At 71.8% G+C, this 19,417-nt stretch carries 16 protein-coding genes and 1 pseudogene; 7 read left to right on the top strand and 10 right to left on the bottom strand.

All coding sequences use genetic code 11. The features are described from left to right. The first annotated feature begins 52 nt into the window (after positions 1 to 52). Positions 53 to 997, top strand: a complete 945-nt coding sequence (locus OHA72_RS63400; RefSeq protein ID WP_327005615.1) for an ATP-binding cassette domain-containing protein — start codon at positions 53 to 55, stop codon at positions 995 to 997. Next, positions 990 to 1,778, top strand: a complete 789-nt coding sequence (locus OHA72_RS63395; RefSeq protein ID WP_327005614.1) for an ABC transporter permease — start codon at positions 990 to 992, stop codon at positions 1,776 to 1,778. The genes OHA72_RS63400 and OHA72_RS63395 overlap by 8 nt, the downstream gene beginning before the upstream one ends. A gap of 13 nt (positions 1,779 to 1,791) precedes the next feature. Here the strand turns inward: OHA72_RS63395 and OHA72_RS63390 are convergent, their stop codons facing one another. Together OHA72_RS63390 and msrB are read right to left on the bottom strand one after the other, a co-directional pair. Next, positions 1,792 to 2,235 carry a hypothetical protein gene (locus OHA72_RS63390; RefSeq protein WP_327005613.1) on the bottom strand — a complete coding sequence of 148 codons (444 nt, stop codon included), beginning with the start codon at positions 2,233 to 2,235 and terminating at the stop codon, positions 1,792 to 1,794. Positions 2,236 to 2,252: 17 nt separating this feature from the next. Then, a complete protein-coding gene (gene msrB / locus OHA72_RS63385; protein WP_327005612.1) occupies positions 2,253 to 2,663 on the bottom strand; it encodes a peptide-methionine (R)-S-oxide reductase MsrB in 411 nt (136 codons plus the stop codon). 162 nt (positions 2,664 to 2,825) lie between these two features. On the opposite strand from msrB, the gene OHA72_RS63380 reads away from it, so the two are divergent. Both OHA72_RS63380 and ligD read left to right on the top strand, forming a co-directional pair. After that, the gene (locus OHA72_RS63380; RefSeq protein WP_327005611.1) at positions 2,826 to 3,632 is read left to right on the top strand and encodes a hypothetical protein; all 807 of its coding nucleotides are present in this window, start codon (positions 2,826 to 2,828) and stop codon (positions 3,630 to 3,632) included. Positions 3,633 to 3,673: 41 nt separating this feature from the next. Beyond that, positions 3,674 to 4,684, top strand: coding sequence for a non-homologous end-joining DNA ligase (gene ligD, locus OHA72_RS63375; protein WP_327005610.1), 1,011 nt, complete (start codon positions 3,674 to 3,676; stop codon positions 4,682 to 4,684). Between the two features lie 4 nt (positions 4,685 to 4,688). Here the strand turns inward: ligD and OHA72_RS63370 are convergent, their stop codons facing one another. The 8 genes and pseudogenes from OHA72_RS63370 to OHA72_RS63335 all read right to left on the bottom strand — a co-directional run bounded on the left by OHA72_RS63370 (position 4,689) and on the right by OHA72_RS63335 (position 15,627). Continuing rightward, on the bottom strand, positions 4,689 to 6,221 hold the full coding sequence (locus OHA72_RS63370) for an alpha/beta hydrolase (protein ID WP_327005609.1): 1,533 nt from the start codon (positions 6,219 to 6,221) through the stop codon (positions 4,689 to 4,691). After that, on the bottom strand, positions 6,218 to 7,336 hold the full coding sequence (locus OHA72_RS63365; RefSeq protein ID WP_327005608.1) for an ATP-dependent DNA ligase: 1,119 nt from the start codon (positions 7,334 to 7,336) through the stop codon (positions 6,218 to 6,220). Before OHA72_RS63365 ends, OHA72_RS63370 begins: the two co-directional genes overlap by 4 nt. Before the next feature lie 130 nt (positions 7,337 to 7,466). Continuing rightward, the gene (locus OHA72_RS63360; protein ID WP_442788471.1) at positions 7,467 to 8,366 is read right to left on the bottom strand and encodes a DNA-3-methyladenine glycosylase family protein; all 900 of its coding nucleotides are present in this window, start codon (positions 8,364 to 8,366) and stop codon (positions 7,467 to 7,469) included. Next, entirely contained in the window at positions 8,363 to 9,313 is a 951-nt protein-coding gene (locus tag OHA72_RS63355) for a hypothetical protein (protein WP_327005607.1), read from the bottom strand. The genes OHA72_RS63360 and OHA72_RS63355 overlap by 4 nt, the downstream gene beginning before the upstream one ends. Continuing rightward, positions 9,310 to 11,786 (bottom strand): annotated as a pseudogene (locus OHA72_RS63350) (AAA family ATPase). Before OHA72_RS63350 ends, OHA72_RS63355 begins: the two are co-directional and overlap by 4 nt. A gap of 1 nt (position 11,787) precedes the next feature. Further along, positions 11,788 to 12,939, bottom strand: a complete 1,152-nt coding sequence (locus tag OHA72_RS63345) for a metallophosphoesterase family protein (RefSeq protein WP_327005606.1) — start codon at positions 12,937 to 12,939, stop codon at positions 11,788 to 11,790. A 17-nt stretch (positions 12,940 to 12,956) separates the two neighbouring features. Then, positions 12,957 to 14,711: an ATP-binding protein gene (locus OHA72_RS63340; protein WP_327005605.1), complete on the bottom strand. Its 1,755-nt coding sequence runs from the start codon at positions 14,709 to 14,711 to the stop codon at positions 12,957 to 12,959. Between the two features lie 199 nt (positions 14,712 to 14,910). Next, complete coding sequence (locus tag OHA72_RS63335; RefSeq protein ID WP_327005604.1) at positions 14,911 to 15,627, bottom strand: pyrimidine reductase family protein; 717 nt, start codon at positions 15,625 to 15,627, stop codon at positions 14,911 to 14,913. A 183-nt stretch (positions 15,628 to 15,810) separates the two neighbouring features. Here OHA72_RS63335 and OHA72_RS63330 point away from each other — a divergent pair, with 183 nt between their 5' ends. From OHA72_RS63330 to OHA72_RS63320, 3 genes are all read left to right on the top strand, one after another. Further along, positions 15,811 to 16,356, top strand: a complete 546-nt coding sequence (locus OHA72_RS63330) for a plasmid pRiA4b ORF-3 family protein (protein WP_327005603.1) — start codon at positions 15,811 to 15,813, stop codon at positions 16,354 to 16,356. Between the two features lie 646 nt (positions 16,357 to 17,002). Continuing rightward, positions 17,003 to 18,313 (top strand): ABC transporter substrate-binding protein, encoded by a 1,311-nt coding sequence (locus tag OHA72_RS63325; RefSeq protein ID WP_327005602.1) that lies wholly within the window; start codon positions 17,003 to 17,005, stop codon positions 18,311 to 18,313. A gap of 88 nt (positions 18,314 to 18,401) precedes the next feature. Beyond that, positions 18,402 to 19,388, top strand: a complete 987-nt coding sequence (locus OHA72_RS63320) for a carbohydrate ABC transporter permease (RefSeq protein ID WP_327005601.1) — start codon at positions 18,402 to 18,404, stop codon at positions 19,386 to 19,388. The last annotated feature ends 29 nt before the right edge of the window (positions 19,389 to 19,417 follow it).

Here is a 19,417-nt window from a genome sequence, read left to right as displayed (position 1 = left end):
CTTACGCAGTAGTGCGTACGACATACGCAATAAAAATCTTGGAGGGCGACGCATGTCCCTTGCTATCGAGGCCACCGGCCTCACGAAGTCCTACGGCAAGCTCGGCGTCCTCACCGGCGTCGACCTGGCCGTGCCCGCCGGCACCGTGTTCTCCCTGCTCGGGCCCAACGGCGCGGGCAAGACGACCACCGTGCGCATCCTGGCCACGCTGCTGCGCCCCGACGGCGGCCGGGCCCGCGTCGCCGGCTACGACGTGGTCCGCCAGCGCCGGCAGGTCCGCGGCGCGGTCAGCCTCACGGGGCAGTACGCGGCCGTCGACGAGCTGCAGACCGGCCTGGAGAACCTGCGGATGATGGGCCGGCTCAGCGGCCTCGGCGCCGCCGCGGCCGGCAGGCGGGCCGCGGAGCTGCTGGAGCGCTTCGACCTCACCGCCGCCGGCAACCGGCGCGCCGGCACCTACTCCGGCGGCATGCGCCGCCGCCTCGACCTCGCCGCCGGGCTCGTCGGCACCCCGTCGGTGATCTTCCTCGACGAGCCGACCACCGGCCTCGACCTCACCAGCCGGCAGGCGATGTGGCAGGTGATCGGCGGGCTCGTCAGCACCGGCGTGACCGTCTTCCTCACCACGCAGTACCTCGAGGAGGCCGACCGGCTCGCCGACCGCATCGCCGTCGTCGACCACGGGCGGGTCGTCGCCGAAGGTACCCCCACCGACCTGAAGCGCCGCTTCGGCGACCAGCGCCTCGACCTGGAGATCACCGACCGGGCCGGCTGGGACGCGGTCGCCGCCCACCTCGGCGGCCGGGTCGTGCAACGCGACCCCGAGCGGCTCACCCTCGGCGTCACCACCGACGGCAGCGCCGCCCACGTCCGCGCCGTCCTCGACGAGATCGACCCCGGCCGCACCACCGTGCGCCGGTTCTCACTGCACAGCGCCACCCTCGACGACGTCTTCCTCGCCCTCACCTCTTCGGTCAAGGAGCCCGCCAATGTCTAGCGCCACGATGTCCCCCGCCCCGGTCGCGTCCGCCGCCACCCAGTGGCTGACGATGGGCGGGCGGTCGCTGCGCCTCGGCCGCCGCAACGTCGAGGCGCTCATCATGTCGCTGGTCCTGCCGGTGATGCTGATGGTCGTCTTCGTCTACCTCTTCGGCGGCGCCATCGACACCGGCACCGCCTACGTCACCTACGTCGTGCCCGGCGTCATGCTGCTGTGCGTGACGTTCGGCTCGGGCATGACCGCGGGCTCCGTCGCCAACGACATGACCGGCGGCATCATCGACCGCCTCCGCTCCCTCGACGTCGGCGGCCCGGCCATCCTCGCCGGCCACGTCGCGGCCAGCATCGCCCGCAACGTGTTCTCCAGCGCCCTGGTCTTCGGGGTCGCGTTCGCCATCGGCTTCCGGCCGCACGCCTCGGCGCTGCAGTGGCTCGGCGCCGCGGGGATCCTGGTCCTCACCATCACCGCGGTGTCCTGGCTGGCGGCGGCCCTCGGGCTGCTCGCGTCCTCGTCCGAGGCGGCGGCCGGCTACACCTTCGGGATCACGTTCCTGCCCTACGCCAGCAGCGCCTTCGTCCCGGTCGACACCATGCCGACCTGGCTGCGCGGCTTCGCCGAGAACCAGCCGATCACGCCGATCACGGAGAGCCTGCGCGGGCTGCTGCTGGACCAGCCGGTCGGCTCCGCGCCGTGGAAGGCGGTCGCCTGGTGCGCCGCGATCATGGCCGTGTCGGTGGCCGCCTCGGCCGTGCTGTTCCGCAACAAGACCCGCGGCTGACGGACCCCGCCGGTCAGCGGCTGAGGCGGCACCAGGCGACGCCGCCGGCCTTGTGAACCTCCATCTCGAGGTCCTCGAACTCGTCGGTGTGCACCGCGTACAGGAAGACGGTGGCCGAGTCCCGCACGGTCAGCCGGACGGTCGGATCCTGATTCGCGTCCTGGCCGTGCGTCTCCCACGTCCCGGTCCCGGTCATCGCCGCGGTCGTGAGGCGGCCGTCGTCCCAGCCGTCGGCCAGCAGGCCCTGCGCCCGGAACGTCCCGCCCTCGGCGAGGCTCAGCTTCCCGCCGCACGCGCTGTTCCACACCCCGACGACCTGCTCCTCGGTGAAGGCCGGGCGTGGGTCGTCGGGGAAGGCCAGGGCGTCACAGCAGTTGCAGCCGAGCAGCAGCGGGAACGCCAGGACCGCCATCGCCACCCTGGCCCGTGTGGAGCTCCGGGGCATGGCGGCGATCATGGCAGATCCATGAACGCCTAACCAGCCGCGGGATCCAGCTTGATCGACAGGCTGTTGACGCAGTGGCGGGTGTTCTTGTCGGTCATGCGCTCGCCCCGGAAGACGTGGCCCAGGTGCGAGTCGCAGCGGGCGCAGCGGATCTCGGTGCGGGCCATGCCCATGCTCCGGTCCTCGATCTCCTTCACGGTGCCCGGGATGGCGTCGTCGAAGCTCGGCCAGCCGCAGTGGGAGTCGAACTTCGAGGTGCTCTCGAACAGCTGGGCGCCGCAGGCGCGGCAGTTGTAGACGCCGTCGGTCTTGGTGTTGACGTATTCGCCGCTCCACGGCGCCTCGGTGCCCGCGCGGCGCAGGACCCGGAACTCGTCCGGGGACAGCCGCACGCGCCACTCGGCATCGGTGGTGGGCAGGTCGACAAGTGGCTCGGTCATGCCTCAACGGTAGGCGGCACGGCGCCCGCCGACCATTACGGCCCGCGAACACGATTTTGCCGGCGTACGCGCGACGTCTCCGCGCCAGTCTCGTTGGACCGACGAAAGCCATGATTCGGACTTTTCGTGGCACACCGGTCGGATGGACGGGGTACGACAACGATGAGGTTGCTCTACAAGGCGGTTGCGGTCGGCGCGGCGGGCGCGGCCGGCATCACGCCACTGGCCACCGCGGCGCACGCCGCGCTCACGTCGCAGGAGCTGCGCGTGGACGGCTGTGGCCGGTCGTGGAGCGGCACCCTCGAACTGTGCGCCGACGGTGAGACGTCCCACCCTGGCGCCGGCCCCGCTGGGTACGGCCCGAACGACACCAACGACTGGCGGTACGCCGCGCCGAGCGGCGTCGGTACCGGCGGCCCGCTGTACGCCGGCCAGGCCGACGACGATGACGACGCCCCCGGCTACGGCGGCCACAGCCACGGCGGCTCGGGCCACGGCGGCAACGGCAGCGGCAACGGCAACGGCAACGGTGGCCATGGGCACGGCACTCCGGGTGGCAACGGCGGCACCACGCCCGGTGGTGGCAACGGCAACGGCACGCCCGATGGCGGCACCACGCCCGGTGGCGGTGGGGGTACCACACCCGGAGGGACGCCTGGCGGGACCGGATCCGGCAGCGGCGGCCCCGGTGTCTCCAGTGTCCCCGCGGGGTCCGTGGCGGGCGCGGCGACCGGCACGGCCGCGGCGACCGGGACACTGCCGGTGACCGGCACGTCGTCGATGATGACCACCATCGGGTTCGCGTTCATCATTGGAGGGGCGGGCATCCTGTACTTCACGCGTCTCGGCGACCGGGGCGAGGAGCAGGCCCCGACCACGACCCCTGAGCCCAGGACCCCCGCGAGGAACAGGCCGGCGGCGCCGATGCCGAGGCGCAGGCCGAGCCCGCAGACCACCCGGCGCTCCTGACGGGGGTCCCGGGGACGGCGCCGACGCGTAGGGTGCTTGGCATGGCCAGTGCGCTGGAGATCGAGGTTGCGGGGCGTCCCGTGCGGTTGACCAGTCCCGACAAGGTGATGTTCCCGGAGCGCGGCTTCACCAAGCGCGACGTCTTCGAGTATTACGTCGCGGTCGGCGACGGGATCATGCGGGCGCTGGGCGACCGGCCGACGACGTTGCAGCGGTTCCCGGAAGGGATCGGCGGGGAGACGTTCTTCCAGAAGCGGGTCCCCGTCAAGGGGGTGCCGCCGTGGCTGGAGACGGCGCAGATCGCGTTCCCCAGCGGGCGCAAGGCCGACGAGCTGTGCCCCGTGGATCTCGCGCACGTGGCGTGGGCGGCGCAGATGGGCACGATCGTGTTCCATCCGTGGCCGGTGCGCAGGGCGCACGTCGACCACCCCGACGAGCTGCGCATCGACCTGGACCCGCAGCCGGGGACCGACTTCGCCGACGCGGCCGTCGTCGCCGGCGAGCTGAAGGCCGTCCTGGACGAGCTGGGCTGGAGGGGCTGGCCGAAGACCAGCGGCGGGCGCGGCGTGCACGTGTACGTCCGGATCAAGCCGGAGTGGACGTTCGTCGAGGCCCGGCGGGCCGTGATCGCGCTGGCGCGGGAGGTGGAGCGCCGCCGGCCCGACCTGGTCACCACCAAGTGGTGGAAGGAGGAGCGCGGCGAGCGGGTCTTCGTCGACTTCAACCAGATGGCGCGGGACCGCACGATCGCGTGTGCCTACTCGCTGCGGGCCAACGCGCGGGCGACCGCGTCGACGCCGTTGCGCTGGGAGGAACTGCCCGACGTCGAGCCCGACGACTTCGACCTGCGGACCGTGCCGGCGCGGATCGCGAAGCTCGGCGACGCGCACGCCGGCATCGACGAGGTCGCCCACGACATCACGCCGTTGCTGGAATGGGCGGAGCGCGACGCGGTCAACGGCGAGGGCGACATGCCGTATCCGCCGGAGTATCCGAAGATGCCCGGCGAGCCGATGCGGGTCCAGCCCAGCCGGGCCAGACCCGTGGAATGAGCGGCTACTTGTCGCAGGTGAGGTTCGCGGCGGGGACCCGCAGGTCGATCAGGTAGCGGTTCACGGCGTCGATCACGCAGCCGGTCTTCGGGTAGGCCGTGTGGCCTTCGCCCTTCCACGTGATGAGCGTGCCGACGCCCAGCATCTTCGCCAGGGCCGGCGCCTGCTCGTAGGGGGTCGCGGGGTCGCCGAGCGTGCCGATGACGACGATCGGCGCGGAGCCGGTCGCGGCGCCCGCCGGGTACGGGTCGCGCTTGCCGGGCCACTGCGCGCAGATCAGGTTCAGCGCGAGCGCGCCGCCGAACAGCGGATACTTCGAGCGCCACTGCGGCTGCAACGCCTTGGCCTGCTCCACCGTCGGGGTGTCGTCGCTGTCCGCGCAGCCGACGGCGGCGTTCGCGTCGAACATGTTGGTGTACTTGCCCTGCGGGTCCCGCTCGGCGTAGGAGTCGGCGAGCTGGAACATCTTCTCCGGCTTGCCGCCGCGCAGGTCCTGCATGGCCTGGGCGAGCACCCGCCAGCTGGACTCGCTGTACAGCGACGACACGACCGCGGTGAACACCCAGCCGGCCGTGGCGCTGCGGCCTTTGCCCTGCACGGGGCTGGTGCGGGCGTCCGCGATCGCCTTCGTCACCACGGCCCGCGGGTCGGGGCCGATCGGGCAGGCGCTCGCGTTGGCCTTGCACCAGGTGCTGAAGTTGTCGAAGGCGTGCTCGAACCCGGCCGCCTGCTTCTCCGCGGAGTCCTGCATCGACAGTGTCGGGTCGACGGCGCCGTCGAGGACCAGGGCGCGGACGTTCTTCGGGAAGAGCTGCGCGTACACGGCGCCGAGCAGGGTGCCGTAGCTGTATCCGAGGTAGGTCATCTGCTGCTCACCGACGGCGGCCCGCAGCGCGTCCATGTCCCGGGCGGTCTGCTCGGTGGAGAAGTAGCGCAGGGTGTCGCCGTACTTGTCGCCGCAGCTCTGTGCGAGCTTCCGGGTCAGCGTGACGGACTCGGTGAGCGCCGCGTCCGTCTGCGGGTCGGGGTCGATGCCGAAGTTGGCGTCGAGGTCGGCGTCGGAGAAGCACTTCACCGGCGAGGACCGGCCGATGCCGCGCGGGTCGAAGCCGATCACGTCGAAGCGGCGCACCACCTCCGCCGGCAGGTACACGGAGCGGTACACGGCGTAGTCGAACCCGGACGCGCCCGGCCCGCCCGGGTTGATGAACAGCGACCCGACCCGGTCCCGCTGTGTCGTGGACCGGCCGCGGACCAGCGCGACGTCGAACGTGCCGGAGCCTTCGGGGTTCTGCCAGTCCTGCGGGACCTTCACCGTCGCGCAGTCGTACTTCACGTTCTGCGGCGGGTTGGCGAAGATCCCCTTGTACACGTCGGGGCACGACTTCCACACGGCCGGCTCGACCTTCACGCCCGAGGACGTCGACGCCCCCGCCGACGGCGCGGCGAGGGGGCGTGCCTCCTGCGTGGGCGTCGCGGGGGTGCTGCACCCGCCGAGCAGCGCCGCGACGAGCAGCGCGGGCACGAGTCTTCTCAAGGCCGTCCCGCCAGCACGGACTCGACGTCGAAGCGGATCGGCCGGTCGAGCTGGTCGTAGGTGCACGACGCCGGCTCCCGGTCGGGCCGCCAGCGCTTGAACTGGGCGGTGTGCCGGAACCGGTCGCCCTCCATCGCGTCGTAGCCGACCTCGACGACCAGCTCGGGGCGCAGCGGCACGAACGACAGGTCCTTCTTGCCCGACCAGCGGCTCAGCCCACCCGGCAGCCGGGTCGCGGCGTCACCGGCGGGCACGGCGTCGAGGCTCGCGGCCGCGGCACCGGGGATCTGACCGGCCCAGTTCCACGGGTGGTCGACGATGTCCTCACGGTACGGCGCGAGCTCCTCGACCAGCTCGGCCCGGCGCTCCCGGGTGAACGACGCGGACACCCCGACGTGGTGCAGGCGGCCCTCCTCGTCATACAGCCCGAGCAGCAACGACCCCACGATCGGCCCGTCCTTGTGCCACCGGAACCCGGCGACCACCGCGTCGGCGGTCCGCGCATGCTTGATCTTGAACATGGTGCGCTTGCCGGGCTCGTAGATGCCTGCGGCGGGTTTCGCGATCACCCCGTCCAGCCCGGCACCCTCGAACCGCTCGAACCAGTCCCGCGCCACCTCGATGTCCGTCGTCACCGGCGTCACGTGCACCGGCGCCACGACACCCCGCAAGGCGTCGACGAGTCTGGCTCTGCGCGTGGCATACCCCACCTCGACCAGCGACTCGTCGCCGATGGCGAGGAGGTCGAACGCGACGAACGACGCCGGCGTGGCCTCGGCGAGCATGTTGACCCGCGACGCGGCGGGGTGGATCCGCTGCCCGAGCAGCTCGAAGTCGAGCTTCGGGTGGCCCGGGTCACGCCGGATCACGATGATCTCCCCGTCGACCACGCACCGCGCCGGCAGTTGCGCCTGCACCTGCGCGACCACCTCGGGGAAGTATCGCGTCAGCGTCTTGCCGCCCCGGCTGGCCAGCTCGACCTCGTCGCCGTCCCGGAACACGATGCAGCGGAAACCGTCCCACTTCGGCTCGAAGCTCATCCCCTCCGCACTCGGCAGACTGGGAATGCTCTTGGCCAGCATCGGCTCAACGGGCGGCATCACCGGCAGATCCACGCTGTAACACTAGCTGGCCACCGCCCGCGACGTCGGTCCGCGCCCGCGCCGCCCGGCGAGCACGGCGGCGCCGGGAGCCGCAACGTCCGGCCTCACGGGGCTGCGGACGAAACAGCCCCAGCCAGCACAGCTAAAAACGGGCGAAAGCCCGTAACGGCATCCGAGGCCCGAATTTCGGGGCCATGATGCCGGCGGCGGCGAGGAGGCCGCAGACGCGGCCGCGGTGGCCGGCGTACGGGGCGAGCAGTTCCAGCATGTGTTCGTCGGTGCCGCGGGGGGCGCCGGTCAGGGCGTACGCGACCACGTTCTTGATGTGGTAGTCGCCGACCGACACGGCGTCGGCGTCGCCGAACGCGGCCCGGGTCACCTCGGCCGCCGTCCACGGGCCGATGCCGCGGACGCTGAGCAGGCGGGCGGTGGTGTCCGCGGCGGTGGTGCAGCGTTCCAGGCGGGACGCCTCGGCGGCGACGCGGCGCAGCGTGTCGGCGCGTTTCTGTTCGATGCCGAACGGGTGGAAGACCCAGTACGGCGCGGCGGCGATCGAGGACGGCTCAGGGGGCAGCCGCAGGCGGGGGTTGGGGCCGGGCGCCGGGTCGGTGCTGAAGTGTCGCAGCAGGCGCACGTAGCCGTCGCGGGCCTCCTTGCCGGTGACCTTCTGGCCGAGGACGGCGGGGACCAGGTGGTGGAACACCCGGCCGGTGGCGCCGAGCCGCAGGCCGGAGTGCTCCCGGGCGAGGCGGTGGACGAGGGGGTGCTGCCGGGCGAGTTCGGCGAAGCCGGTCACGTCGTCGCGGAGGCCGGCGACGGCGTCGGCGCGGTCCAGCAGCCAGTCGGTGCCCGGCCCGAAGGCGGTCGCCACCAGCTCCGAACCCGAATACCGCAGCTGGAGTGTTCCCGGGCCGTCCGGTGTACGGGTGGCGAACCAGCCCTCGCGGGCCCCGATCGACAGCGTGGGGTCGCCGTGGATGAGGGCCAGGCCGCCCAGGGTGCCCGCCAGGTCGTAGCGCGGCGGGGTCGGGAAGGTCCTCACCGCGACACGGCTCTGGCCAGGGCGCGGTGCAGCAGGCGGGCGTCGCCGAGCATGGCGCGCAGTTTACGCTCCAGGCCGGCGATCGGGATGAGGTTCTGCGGGGCCCTCGGGTCCTTGTATGCGCTGGACGCGAAGCGGGGCAGCGTGACCGCCGACAGGTGCGCGAGGGCGACCGCGTCGGCGGGCAGTAGGTCGGCGGAGCACTCGGCCCGCACGATCCCCGCCCACGGCGACCCCTCGGGGCCGGGCAGCCGCAGGTACCAGGCGAACCGGTGCCACGACGTGCCGAGCAGGAACACGGGGGAGCGCTGAGCGCCCCGCAGGCCGGTGACGACGGCGGTCAGCTCCGGTGGCAGGTACTCCACCCGGTGGGTCTTGATGTAGCCCAGGGCGCGGGGCAGGTGCGCCCGCTCCTGCAGCGGGCCGTCGACGATGAGCAGGTCACCGTCGTCGCGTTCCTCGCCGGACACGCCGACCTCCAGCGCCCGCATGTGCCGCTGCACCCCCAGCGCCAGGTCCTTGGGTTCGCCGCGGGCGATCCGGCGGGCCGGGTAGCGGATCGCGCCGGCGACCAGTGGCGGCGCCAGTTCGAACGGCGTGAAGAGGCCGCGCTCGATGCGGGTGGTGGCGATCGCGGCGGCGCCCCGGTCCAGGTCGCAGCGGACGACCCCGGCGGCGTACGACGCGGCGACGCCCGGGTGGGTGACCCCGTCGTCGTCGGTGGCCCAGACCCGCGCGTCGATGCGCTGGACCCCGTCGACGACCAGGACGGTGCCCGGTGGCCGCAGCCCGGCCGGGGCGTCGATCGCCCGCCACGCCTTGGCCGGCAGCTCCACGTCGGGCTGGATCTGGGCGCTGCTCTGCGCCTGCGGGCCGTCTGGGCCCGCTCCTGAGGCCTCGAACGCGACACCGTAGGAGGGGTCCCAGGCGTCGACGTGGAATCTCATATGCCGATCCTTTCGACGCGGGCGGTGCGGGCGTCGCGGCGCACCTCGAACCTGACGGGGATGCGCTCGGCGAGGGCGCCGACGTGGGTGACCACGCCGACCATGCGGTCGCCGCGGGCGGCGAGGGACTCCAGGGTCGCCGCCACGGTGTCGAGGGTGGACTGGTCGAGGGTGCCGAAGCCCTCGTCGAGGACGATCGACTCGAGGCTCGCCGCCGACGTCGACATCCCGGCGAGCTGCTCGGACAGCGCGAGCGCGAGTGCCAGGGACGCCTGGAACGTCTCACCGCCGGACAGGGTCCGCACCGCGCGGCGCAGCCCGGCGTCGTGGTGGTCGACGACGTAGAACTCGCCCTTGTCGTGGCCGAGGTCGTACTGCCCGCTGGACAGCTCCCGCAGGGTCCGCGACGCGCCGTCGACCAGCGTGTCAAGGGCTTCGGCCAGGAGCCACCGCTCGAACCGGTCGGCCCGCAGGTGCTGGGCGAGGGCCTTGGCGACCTGGCTCTCCTTCGCGACCTCGTCGCGGTGCTCGCGCAGCCGGGCCGCCTCCGCGCGACGTTCCTCGATGCGGCGGTGGGCGGCCTCGGCCCGCTCCAGCGCGACCGCGGCCTCCCGGGCGGGGTCGGTGCCCGGCGCGGGCAGCCCGGCGGCGTCGAACAGCGCGCGCAGCTCGTCGCGGACCGTGCCGACCCGGACTCGGCCTCCTGGACCGCCTCGACGGCGGCGGGCCGCCTGGCCTGCCGCTCCCCGGCGGCGGTGCCGGCCCAGCCGGTCAGCGTGGCCCACGCGTCGGCGAGGTCCTCGCGGTCGGCGGGCGGCGGGCCGAACGCGGCGAGGGCGTCGCGGGCCGCGTCGAACGCCTTCCACGCCGCCCGCAGCTGGTCCTCGGCCCGGTCGGCGGCGCCGGCCGCCTTGCGGTGCGCCTCGCGGGCCTTGCGGACCTCGGCACCGGCCCGCTCCAGTCCACTGTGGAGCTTCGCGATCGCTTCGAGGTCGCGGCGCAACGCCTCGGGCGCCGGTGCCCCGTCCAGTGCGGTGTCCAGTGTGGACAGCCGGGCGTCGACCTGCTCGGCGTGCGCCCGCGCGGCGGCGAGGCCCCGGTCGAGGTCGCGGACCACCTTGTCGTGCTCGGCGACGACCCGTTCGGCGGCGTCGCTGCGCTTGCGGGCGGCGTCACCGGCCGCCTTGGCCGCGGCGACCGCCGGCTCGTGCGGCGTCTCCGGCAGGGTGTGGACCGTCTGGGTGCACACCGGGCACTCGTCGCCGACACGCAGGTGTGGGCGCAGCGCGGTGGCCCGGTCGACGGCGACCGCGGTCTGGTAGGCCTCCCGCGCCGCCTCGAGCGCTTCGAGGGCGTCCTTCGCCTTGGTACGGGCGGTGCCCAGCGCTCCGGTCGCCTTCGCGTGCTCGCGCTCCGCGGTCGCGACCGTCCCGTGCACGGTGGCGGCCTCGGCGGCGAGCCGGTCGCGTTCGCCGTGCGCGTCCAGCAGCCGCCGCAGCGCCGTCTGGTCGCCGGCGGCCTGCAGCTCGCCGCGCAGCTTCTCCTCGCGCTCCTCGGCGGCCCGGGCCCCGTCGACGGCGGCGGCCACCGCGCTGCGGGCCGCGGCCGCGCCGGCGGCGAGGGTCCCGGCATCCGCGGGGACCCGCAGCCGGGTCAGCCGGCCGATCTCGGTGTCCAGGGCCGTCAGGGTCTCCGCGGCGGCGACCGCGAGCTTCGCCGCGTCGCCCAGCTGCGGCCCGATCCGGTCGACGTCGTCGGTGAGCGCCCTGAGCGACGTCGCCTTCGCCGCCGCGGCGGCCAGGGCCGCGTCGCCCACGTCGGACATCCCGGCGAGCTGCTCGCCGAGGACCTTGAGCTTGGCGTCGGCGGTGCTGCCGAGGGTGTTCGCGCGTTCGCGGATCTGGCCGTACACGTCGAGGCCGAGGAGATTCACGAGGATCTTCTGCCGCTCGGCGGGCTTGGCGTGCAGGAACGCCGCGAACTCGCCCTGCGGCAGCACCACGCACTTGGTGAACTGCTCGTAGGGCAGCCCGATCACGGTCTGCACCGCCAGGTCGACCTCGTTCGGGGTGCCGGCGAGCACCTCGCCCATGTCCTCGGCGGTGATCCCGGTATCGAACCGGGACAGGTCGAAGCCGTGGGGGAGCGCCTCCAGGCCGGCGTGCTTCGTGGTGACCGCGCCCTTGCCGTCGCGGCGCACGACGCGGGCGAGGACGTACCGCACGCCCGCCGACTCGAACACGAACCGGACGCGGGCCTCGGTGGCCGACGGCGCGAGGGCGTTGGCGATGGCCCGCCGGTCGCCCCAGCGGGGGACGGTGCCGTACAGGGCGAACGTGATCGCGTCGAGGATCGTCGACTTCCCGGAGCCGGTCGGGCCGATCAGCGCGAAGAAGTCGGTGTCGGTGAAGTCGACGGTCGTCGGCTGCCGGAACACCGTGAAGCCGTCCATGTCCAACCGGATGGGCCGCATGTCAGTTCCTCGCCTCCTGAACCTCGTCGTGCAGCTGGTGGAACAGCTTGACCGTGGCCTCGTCCGCGTGGCCCTTCTGGCCGAGATAGTCGGAGAACAGCTCACCGGCGGACCGTCCGGCGCGGGCCGCCGCGCGCTCGGCGGACTTCGGGTCGGGCAGCATCCTCGGGTCGATGCGCACCTCCAGGGCCTTCGGCAGCAGCTCCTGGACCTCCTCGCGCAGTCCCGCCCGTGGCTGCTCCGACACGTACACCCGCAGCCACGCCTCCCCGGTGTCCAAGGTGGCCAGCTGGGTGAGGGTGCCGCGGACCGTCCGCAGCGGGGTGGCGACCGGCAGTGCCACCTCGCGGGCCCGCGCCGCGGTGCTGGTGGTGACGTCGACGACGGTGACGGCGGAGAAGTTCTCCTCCTCGCCGAAGTCGATCGGCAGCGGGCTGCCGCAGTACCGGATCGGGCAGGGCCCGTTGACGACCTGCGCGCGGTGCAGGTGCCCGAGCGCCACGTAGTGCGCCGAGGACGGGAAGACCGACGCCGGCACCGCGTAGCCCATGATCGTGTGCGCCTCGCGCTCGCCGCCGCCCATCGTGGCGCCGATGACCGTCAGGTGCCCGGTGATCAGGTTGACGGTGTCCCGGCCGAACCCCTGGGCCAGGGTGGCGAGCAGCCCGCCGATCTGGTGCGCGTAGGACTGGGCGCTCTCCGCGGCGCTGAGGTCGAACATCTCCGCCGCCCGGACCGCGTACCGCTGGGACACGAACGGCAGCGCGGCGAGCCGCCACTCCTCGCCGTCCTTCGTCCGCCCCGGCAGCAGCAGCTCCTCGGGCCGGTTGAGGGCGCCGCGGATGGTGATCCCGGCCGCCTCCGCCCACGGCCGCAGCGCGTCGAGGGCCTGGCCGTTGTCGTGGTTGCCGCCGATGACGACCACGTCCGCGCCCGTCTTGCGCAGCGCCGACAGCCCCCGCGTGACGATCTTCGTGGCGTCGGCGGGCGGGCTGGCGGAGTCGTACAGGTCGCCGGCGACGATCACCAGGTCGGGCTGCTCGGCCTCGGCCACGTCGACGAGCGCCTTGAGGGCCGCGATGTGGTCGTTGGCCCGCGACTGTCCTTTGAGGACCTTGCCGACGTGCCAGTCCGAGGTGTGCAGGATCCGCACCGGTGGGTGTCCTCTCGTTAAAAGGGGATCTCGTCGTCGCTGATGCCGCCGCCGACCCTGGCGACGACCGCGAAGGAGTCGTTGGCCTGCGCGATCGAGCGCAGTGTCGAGCTGGGCGCCGGTCCTGCCTCGGCCGGTCGGGTCGCCCACGACGGGAACGGGAACTCGATGCACAGCGGCACGGGGATCTCCGGCTGCGACACGAACATGGTGCCCGGCTTGGCGAGCAGGGCCCGCTGCCGCTGCGCGGGCGGCAGGAACCCGTACTCCGGGCGGGACGCCTCCGCCGGGTCGAGCCGGCCTACGACCCGGATCGCGGAGTTGGCCACGATGCGCCGCTCCACCTCGCTCGCGGTCTGCTGCGCGCCGATCAGCACGACGCCCAGGGACCGGCCGCGCTCGGCGATGTCCAGCAGCACCTCCTTGATCGGGCTGGTGCCCTCCCGCGGCGCGTACTTGTTGAGCTCGTCGAGGACCACGAACAGCAGTGGCTTCGCGGTGCCGGCCTTCTCCTTGCGCTCGAACTCGCTGCGCAGGGTCACGCCGACCACGAAGCGCTGCGCCCGGTCCGGCAGGTTGTGCAGGTCGACCACGGTCACCTGGGCGCTCTCGGCGGTGTTGATCGCGTGCGGCCGGCGGGTGGCGAGGTCGCCGCGGATCAGCCGGGACAGGTCCTTCTTGCTGCCGATCAGCCGCCGGGCGAACGCGTTGACGGTGCCGAGCCCGACCGCGCTGCCCGCCCACTGCCCCCGGGTCGCGTCGTCGTTGAGCTGCTCCACCAGGTAGTCGACCAGGTCGGCGTAGGAGTTGAGCCGGGTGCCGTCGACCGCGACGCCGCCCTCGGCGGGCTGGGCGATGCGCGCCAGGTGCGCCGTGACGGAGTGGACCACCATCGTGTACTGCTGGCGCTCGTCGTCGGCGTCGGCGAACACGTACGGCAGCAGCCGGTCCGCGCAGAACTCCTGCAGCGTCCAGTAGAAGCTGTCGACCCCGGTCAGGCGGCTGCTGACGTCCGGCGTGCCGGAGGAGTCGCCGGCCCGCGGCGGCGCGTAGACCCGCACGTCGGGGAACGGCCCGGCGACCAGGCCCAGCCGCGCGTAGTTCGCCTCCGTCGCGGGATCGAGCCGGCTGTTGGGGTGGTCGAGGAACAGCAGGTCCTCGCCCTTAACGTTGAAGATCAGCGCGCGGGTGTTGGCGGTCTCGCCGGCGCCGCCCAGCACCCCGGACCGGAACACGGAGTAGAGCAGGAACGTCGCGAAGCTCGTCTTCGTCGCCACCCCGGAGATGCCGGAGATGGACACGTGCGCGCCGCGGCTGCCGTCGAGGAAGTCCGCGTTGAGGAACATGGCCGCGCCGTCCCGGCCGAACCCCATCGGGATCGTGCGCTCCATCCGGTCGAAGTACAGCGCGCCGGCCCGCGCGTCGCCCTGCGCCCGGTGCACGACCGCGCCCGGCGTCGGCGGGACGTAGACCTCGGGGTCGACCCGGGTGGTGGTGATCTCGGCTGCCTCCTGCACGGTCGCCGGCAGGGTGCCGTCGGCGACCAGGAACACGTCGGAGTCGAACACGACCCCCTCGTGCCGGGCCCGGACCGCGGTGACCACCCCGGCGATCTTCACCGACGGCTGGCCGGGAAGCTCACGCTCCGTGACGACGACGTCATCGAGCTGGAGGTAGGCGTCCTCGTTCACGGCGACCCAGAACGTCAGCGGGGTCGCGTCGGCCGTGCCGAGGACCCGGCCGACGATCGGCCCGTCCTTGTTGGCGTCCATATGGTCGACCCCCAGTACATGTGTTCGCCTGTGCATCGTGCCCCACGACCGCCAGTGGATCGAAGTCACCACGCCCGCTGTGGACACGTTCACGTTCGTTCACGCCGGCAAAACCGGGCAAAACCGGCAGCTGTCCACAGGTTGGGGACACTTGTCCACAGGCCTGTGGACAGCGTTGTGGATTCGGGCCGGCTGTTTGTCAGCGGTTGTATCGGAGCAGCAGCTGACCATCGGCCAGCAGAGCGTGACGCAGCGTGAGGTCCACCGGGGCCGGGAGCTCCGGTCCGGCCGTGATCCTGCCCGCTCCCGGCCCGGCGAGCAACGGCGACACCGTGAGGCACAGCTCGTCGACGAGCCCCGCCGCGGTCAGTGACCCGAACAGTGTCGGCCCGCCCTCGCTGAGGAGCTGCAGGAGTCCGCGCTCCCGCAGCTGCCGGACCGCTTCGATCAGGTCGACCCGCTTGTCACCCGCCCGGATGACGTCGGCGACGTCGCCCAGCGCCCCAGGCTCGGCGTGGGCGGTGGTGAGGATGACCGGGCGGACCGGCGCGTCGGCGAGGGCCGGCTGCGCGGGGTCCAGATCGCAGCGCCCCGAGACGATGACCAGGGTCGGGAACTCGGTCAGCCCGTGCGCCAGCCGCCACTGCCGGCGCGGCTCGTCCAGCCGCACCGCGCGGTAGCCCTCCTCGCGGACCGTGCCCGCGCCGACGACCAGCGCGTCGCAGCGCATCCGCAGGATCCCGAAGACCCGCTTGTCCTCCGGCCCCGACAGCCCCGCGGACTTCCCGCCGAGTGTGCCCGCCCCGTCGAGACTGGCTACGAAGTTCACCCGCAGCGAAGGCCGTGGCGGCGGCGCATACAGGTCGATGAGCGTGTCGTGGTCGACGGGCCCCGGCTCCGGGTACAGCTGCTGCACCCCGCAACCCTACGTTCACTCGCCGGGAGGGCCCGTCACCGGTGGCGTGGGAGCCGGCTCGCGGTGCTGGCAGTCGCACCGGTTGCCACCCGGGCACTCGGCATGCCGTTTCTCCCGACACGCAGGACAGATCACTAGTTCAGGGTGCGCCGCGACACCTGGTCGGTCAACAATGACTGCACCATGGCGCGCGCGATCATCCAACTCCGCATCACGCTCGACGGCGTCGAGCCCACCGTCTGGCGGCGGGTCCTGATCCCGGGCGGGTTCACCCTCGACCGGGTCCACCGCGTCGTGCAGTTCGCGATGGGCTGGGGCGACCGCCACCTGCACGTCTTCGACGTCGAGGGGGTGCAGTACGGCGTGCCGGACCCCGACGGCCTGCTCGACGTCCATGACGAGCTGGACGTGCGCCTGGATGCCGTCGCGCAGAAGGACGGGCGGCTGCGGTACACCTACGACTTCGGCGACTGGTGGGAGCACGACCTGACCGTCGAGGACGTGTTCCCCGCCGACCTCGACGTCGCCTATCCCGTGTGCACCGCCGGCGAGCGCGCCTGCCCGCCCGACGACGTCGGCGGCCCCGACGGGTACCGCGACCTGCTCGCCGCCGTCGCCGACCCGGCCCACCCGGACCACGCGGCGATGCGGGACTGGCTCGGCCGCGCCTTCGACCCCGCGTCCTTCGACCCGGCCCGCGCCACCACCCTGCTGCGCCGCATGACGTAGGGCGCCGGCGGCTGGTCACCGTGCGGGGCGGGGTGACTGCGTGGAGTTGTCCCGGTGAAAGTTTCCGTGGGTTGACCGGGGTGTTACGGGCGCCGGCGCGCAGCTTCACCGGTCCCGGCGGACCGTCGCGGTAAAGCGGTACAAAACGACCAAGATCGACTTGGTCCGGGGGCCGGTAGGATATCGGGACTCGTCGTTGGAGCCGGGTCGCGGGCGATGGCGCCGTGAAGCGCTTCCAGGCGCTCGGAGCCCGGTTTGTCCATCGATCCACACCGCTGCAACTGGGCAGCGGTGGCCACAAATCCGTCGACAATGCTCGATGTCTACTGGAAATCGAGACACATCACTGGGCTAGGGCCGAAGAAGCGCTCTTATCGCGGTAAAGGCGGACAAAAATCCGCCCTGAAATCTCGCGGTAACGAAATGGGAACGCTCCCATTGCCCCATTGACACGTGGCGGACGAGGCGCCAGTCTCATGGGAGCGCTCCCGTGGCTGTGGCCGGTGACACACCCTGCGGCCATGGGAGCCACTCAAATGCTCGACCCGCCATACCGCGACACCCGAACGACGGACTTCACACCCGGGTCCGCCGTCGATGCATCACACCCCCATTACACCCATCACGACCTGAGAGAGGGGTCAGGATGAGCGTCACCTCACGCCGTCTGCGTTCGATCGCCGCGGCCGCGCTCACCGTGGGACTTGCCCTCGGTACGACCGCATGCAGCGCCAAGGACGACAACGAGCCCAGTGCCGACGGCACCGGCCCGGTCACCATCTCGCTGTCCTACTTCGGTACGCCCGGCTTCAACCAGGCGGTCAAGGACTTCGAGGCGGCCAACCCGAACATCAAGGTTGACGTCAAGAACGAGGGCCAGACCAAGGACTTCGCGCCGAAGCTCGCCCAGTGGATCTCCGCAGGCAGTGGCGCGAGTGACGTGGTCATGCTCGAAGAGGGCATGCTCCTGCAGTACCTGAAGGACAACAAGGGCTTCGCCAACCTGCTGGACCTGGGTGCGGCGTCGCTGGAGAAGGACTACCTGCCCTTCAAGTGGAAGAACGCCTTCACCGCGGACGGCAAGAAGCTCGTCGGTCTCGGCACCGACGTCGGCCCGCTCGCCATGTGCTACCGCACCGACCTGTTCGCCAAGGCCGGCCTGCCCGTCGAGCGTGACGCGGTCAGCAAGCTGTGGCCGACGTGGGAGGAGTACATCAAGCAGGGCGAGATCTTCAAGTCGAAGAACACCGGCGCGGCGTGGACCGACTCGGCGACGAGCGTCATGCAGCCGTACATCATGCAGAACGCCGACAGCTGGTTCTACGACAAGAGCGACAAGTACATCGGTGACACCAACCCGGCCGTCAAGGCCGCGTACAACCTGGGCATGGACATGGCCGCCAAGGGCCTGACCGCCAAGCTCGCCCGCTGGCAGGCGGACTGGGACGCCGCGTTCAAGAACGCCGCGTTCGCGACCGTGCCGTGCCCGCCGTGGTACACGGGTGTCATCAAGGAGCGCGCCGGCGACGCCGGCAAGAACAAGTGGGACATCGCGACCATCCCCGGTAAGGGTGGCAACTGGGGCGGCTCGTACCTCGCCATCCCGGAGCAGAGCAAGAACAAGAAGGCCGCCTTCGAGCTGGTCAAGTTCATCACCGGCAAGCAGGGTGGCCTGGACGCGTTCGCCGAGGCCGGCCCGCTGCCGTCGTCGATCGCCGCGCTGGACGACCCGAAGATCACCGACGCGAAGAACGAGTACTTCAACAACGCGCCGGTCGGCAAGATCTACGCCGGTGCCGCGAAGGACCTCAAGCCGATCTACCTCGGCCCGAAGCACCAGGCGCTGTGGGAGAACGGGTTCGAGCCGGCCATGCAGGCCGCCGAGCAGGGCAAGCTGAGCGCCCAGGCGGGCTGGGACAAGGCCATCAAGGACAGCAAGGCACTCGCCGAAGGCTGATCCCGAACGTTGACGGCGGGGGCGGCGTCGAACCTGACGCCGCCTCCGTCATCCACATAGCCCGTTGATCGGAAGGGATCCACCCCCCATGGCAACCAACGTCGGCGAGGTCACCGGACCTCGCCACGGGCGCGCACCCACAGGGCCGTCGAAGCAGCCGTCGCGGCGCTCCGTGCGGGTCGGCCGGCTCGACCTGCGACTGTCGCCGTATCTGTTCGTCGCACCGTTCTTCGTGCTGTTCGCGGTGTTCGGCGCGTACCCGCTGATCTACACCGCGATCCTCTCGACCCGCAAGAACACGCTGACCGGCGGTGACGCGGGCTTCGTCGGGTTCGAGAACTACCGCAAGATCCTCTGGGACGAGCACTTCTGGATCGTCATCTACAACACGTTCGGCCTGTTCCTCGTCGCGACCGTGCCGCAGCTCATCTTCGCGCTGCTCATCGCGAGCTGGCTCAACAAGAAGATGCGGGCCCGCACCGCGATCCGGATGGGCGTGCTCATCCCCAACATCACCTCGGTCGCCGCCGTCGGCATCGTGTTCGGCCTGATCTTCGCCGACCGGTACGGCCTGGCCAACTGGCTGCTGCAGTCCCTGCACCTGGACCCGGTCGAGTGGCGCAACCACCGCTGGTCGTCGTGGACCGCGATCGCGTTCATGGTCGACTGGCGCTGGACCGGCTACAACGCGCTGATCTACCTCGCCGCGATGCAGGCGATCCCCAGGGAGCTGTACGAGTCGGCGTCCCTGGACGGCGCGTCCGCGGCCCGCCGGTTCTGGCGGATCACCGTGCCGCTCATCCAGCCGACGATCCTCTTCACCGTGATCATCTCGACGATCGGCGGCATGCAGCTGTTCACCGAGCCGCTGCTGTTCAACTACGGCCGCATCCAGGGTGGCTCGCTCAACGAGTTCCAGACCGTCGCGATGTACATCTACGAGACCACGTTCACGAACAACTACAACGTGGGCCGCGGTGCCGCGATCTCCTGGCTGCTGTTCGTGATCATCCTGATCTTCGCGCTCATCAACTTCGCCTTGGTGCGCCGATCCGTCAAGGGGACCACCTCATGAGCGGTCAGCGAAGCGGCTCGGACCGCTCA

The organism is Dactylosporangium sp. NBC_01737, assembly GCF_035963215.1.
Lineage (GTDB): Bacteria > Actinomycetota > Actinomycetes > Mycobacteriales > Micromonosporaceae > Dactylosporangium.
Note: the sequence above shows the minus strand (reverse complement) of the source record. Positions and strands in the feature narration are given on the sequence as shown.

Excerpts from the sequence above, each read along its gene's own strand:
- OHA72_RS63400 (WP_327005615.1), top strand. The coding sequence starts at position 53 with ATGTCCCTTGCTATCGAGGCCACCGGCCTCACGAAGTCCTACGGCAAG.
- OHA72_RS63395 (WP_327005614.1), top strand. The coding sequence starts at position 990 with ATGTCTAGCGCCACGATGTCCCCCGCCCCGGTCGCGTCCGCCGCCACC.
- OHA72_RS63390 (WP_327005613.1), bottom strand. The coding sequence starts at position 2,235 with ATGATCGCCGCCATGCCCCGGAGCTCCACACGGGCCAGGGTGGCGATG.
- msrB (WP_327005612.1), bottom strand. The coding sequence starts at position 2,663 with ATGACCGAGCCACTTGTCGACCTGCCCACCACCGATGCCGAGTGGCGC.
- OHA72_RS63380 (WP_327005611.1), top strand. The coding sequence starts at position 2,826 with ATGAGGTTGCTCTACAAGGCGGTTGCGGTCGGCGCGGCGGGCGCGGCC.
- ligD (WP_327005610.1), top strand. The coding sequence starts at position 3,674 with ATGGCCAGTGCGCTGGAGATCGAGGTTGCGGGGCGTCCCGTGCGGTTG.
- OHA72_RS63355 (WP_327005607.1), bottom strand. The coding sequence starts at position 9,313 with ATGAGATTCCACGTCGACGCCTGGGACCCCTCCTACGGTGTCGCGTTC.
- OHA72_RS63340 (WP_327005605.1), bottom strand. The coding sequence starts at position 14,711 with ATGGACGCCAACAAGGACGGGCCGATCGTCGGCCGGGTCCTCGGCACG.
- OHA72_RS63330 (WP_327005603.1), top strand. The coding sequence starts at position 15,811 with ATGGCGCGCGCGATCATCCAACTCCGCATCACGCTCGACGGCGTCGAG.
- OHA72_RS63325 (WP_327005602.1), top strand. The coding sequence starts at position 17,003 with ATGAGCGTCACCTCACGCCGTCTGCGTTCGATCGCCGCGGCCGCGCTC.
- OHA72_RS63320 (WP_327005601.1), top strand. The coding sequence starts at position 18,402 with ATGGCAACCAACGTCGGCGAGGTCACCGGACCTCGCCACGGGCGCGCA.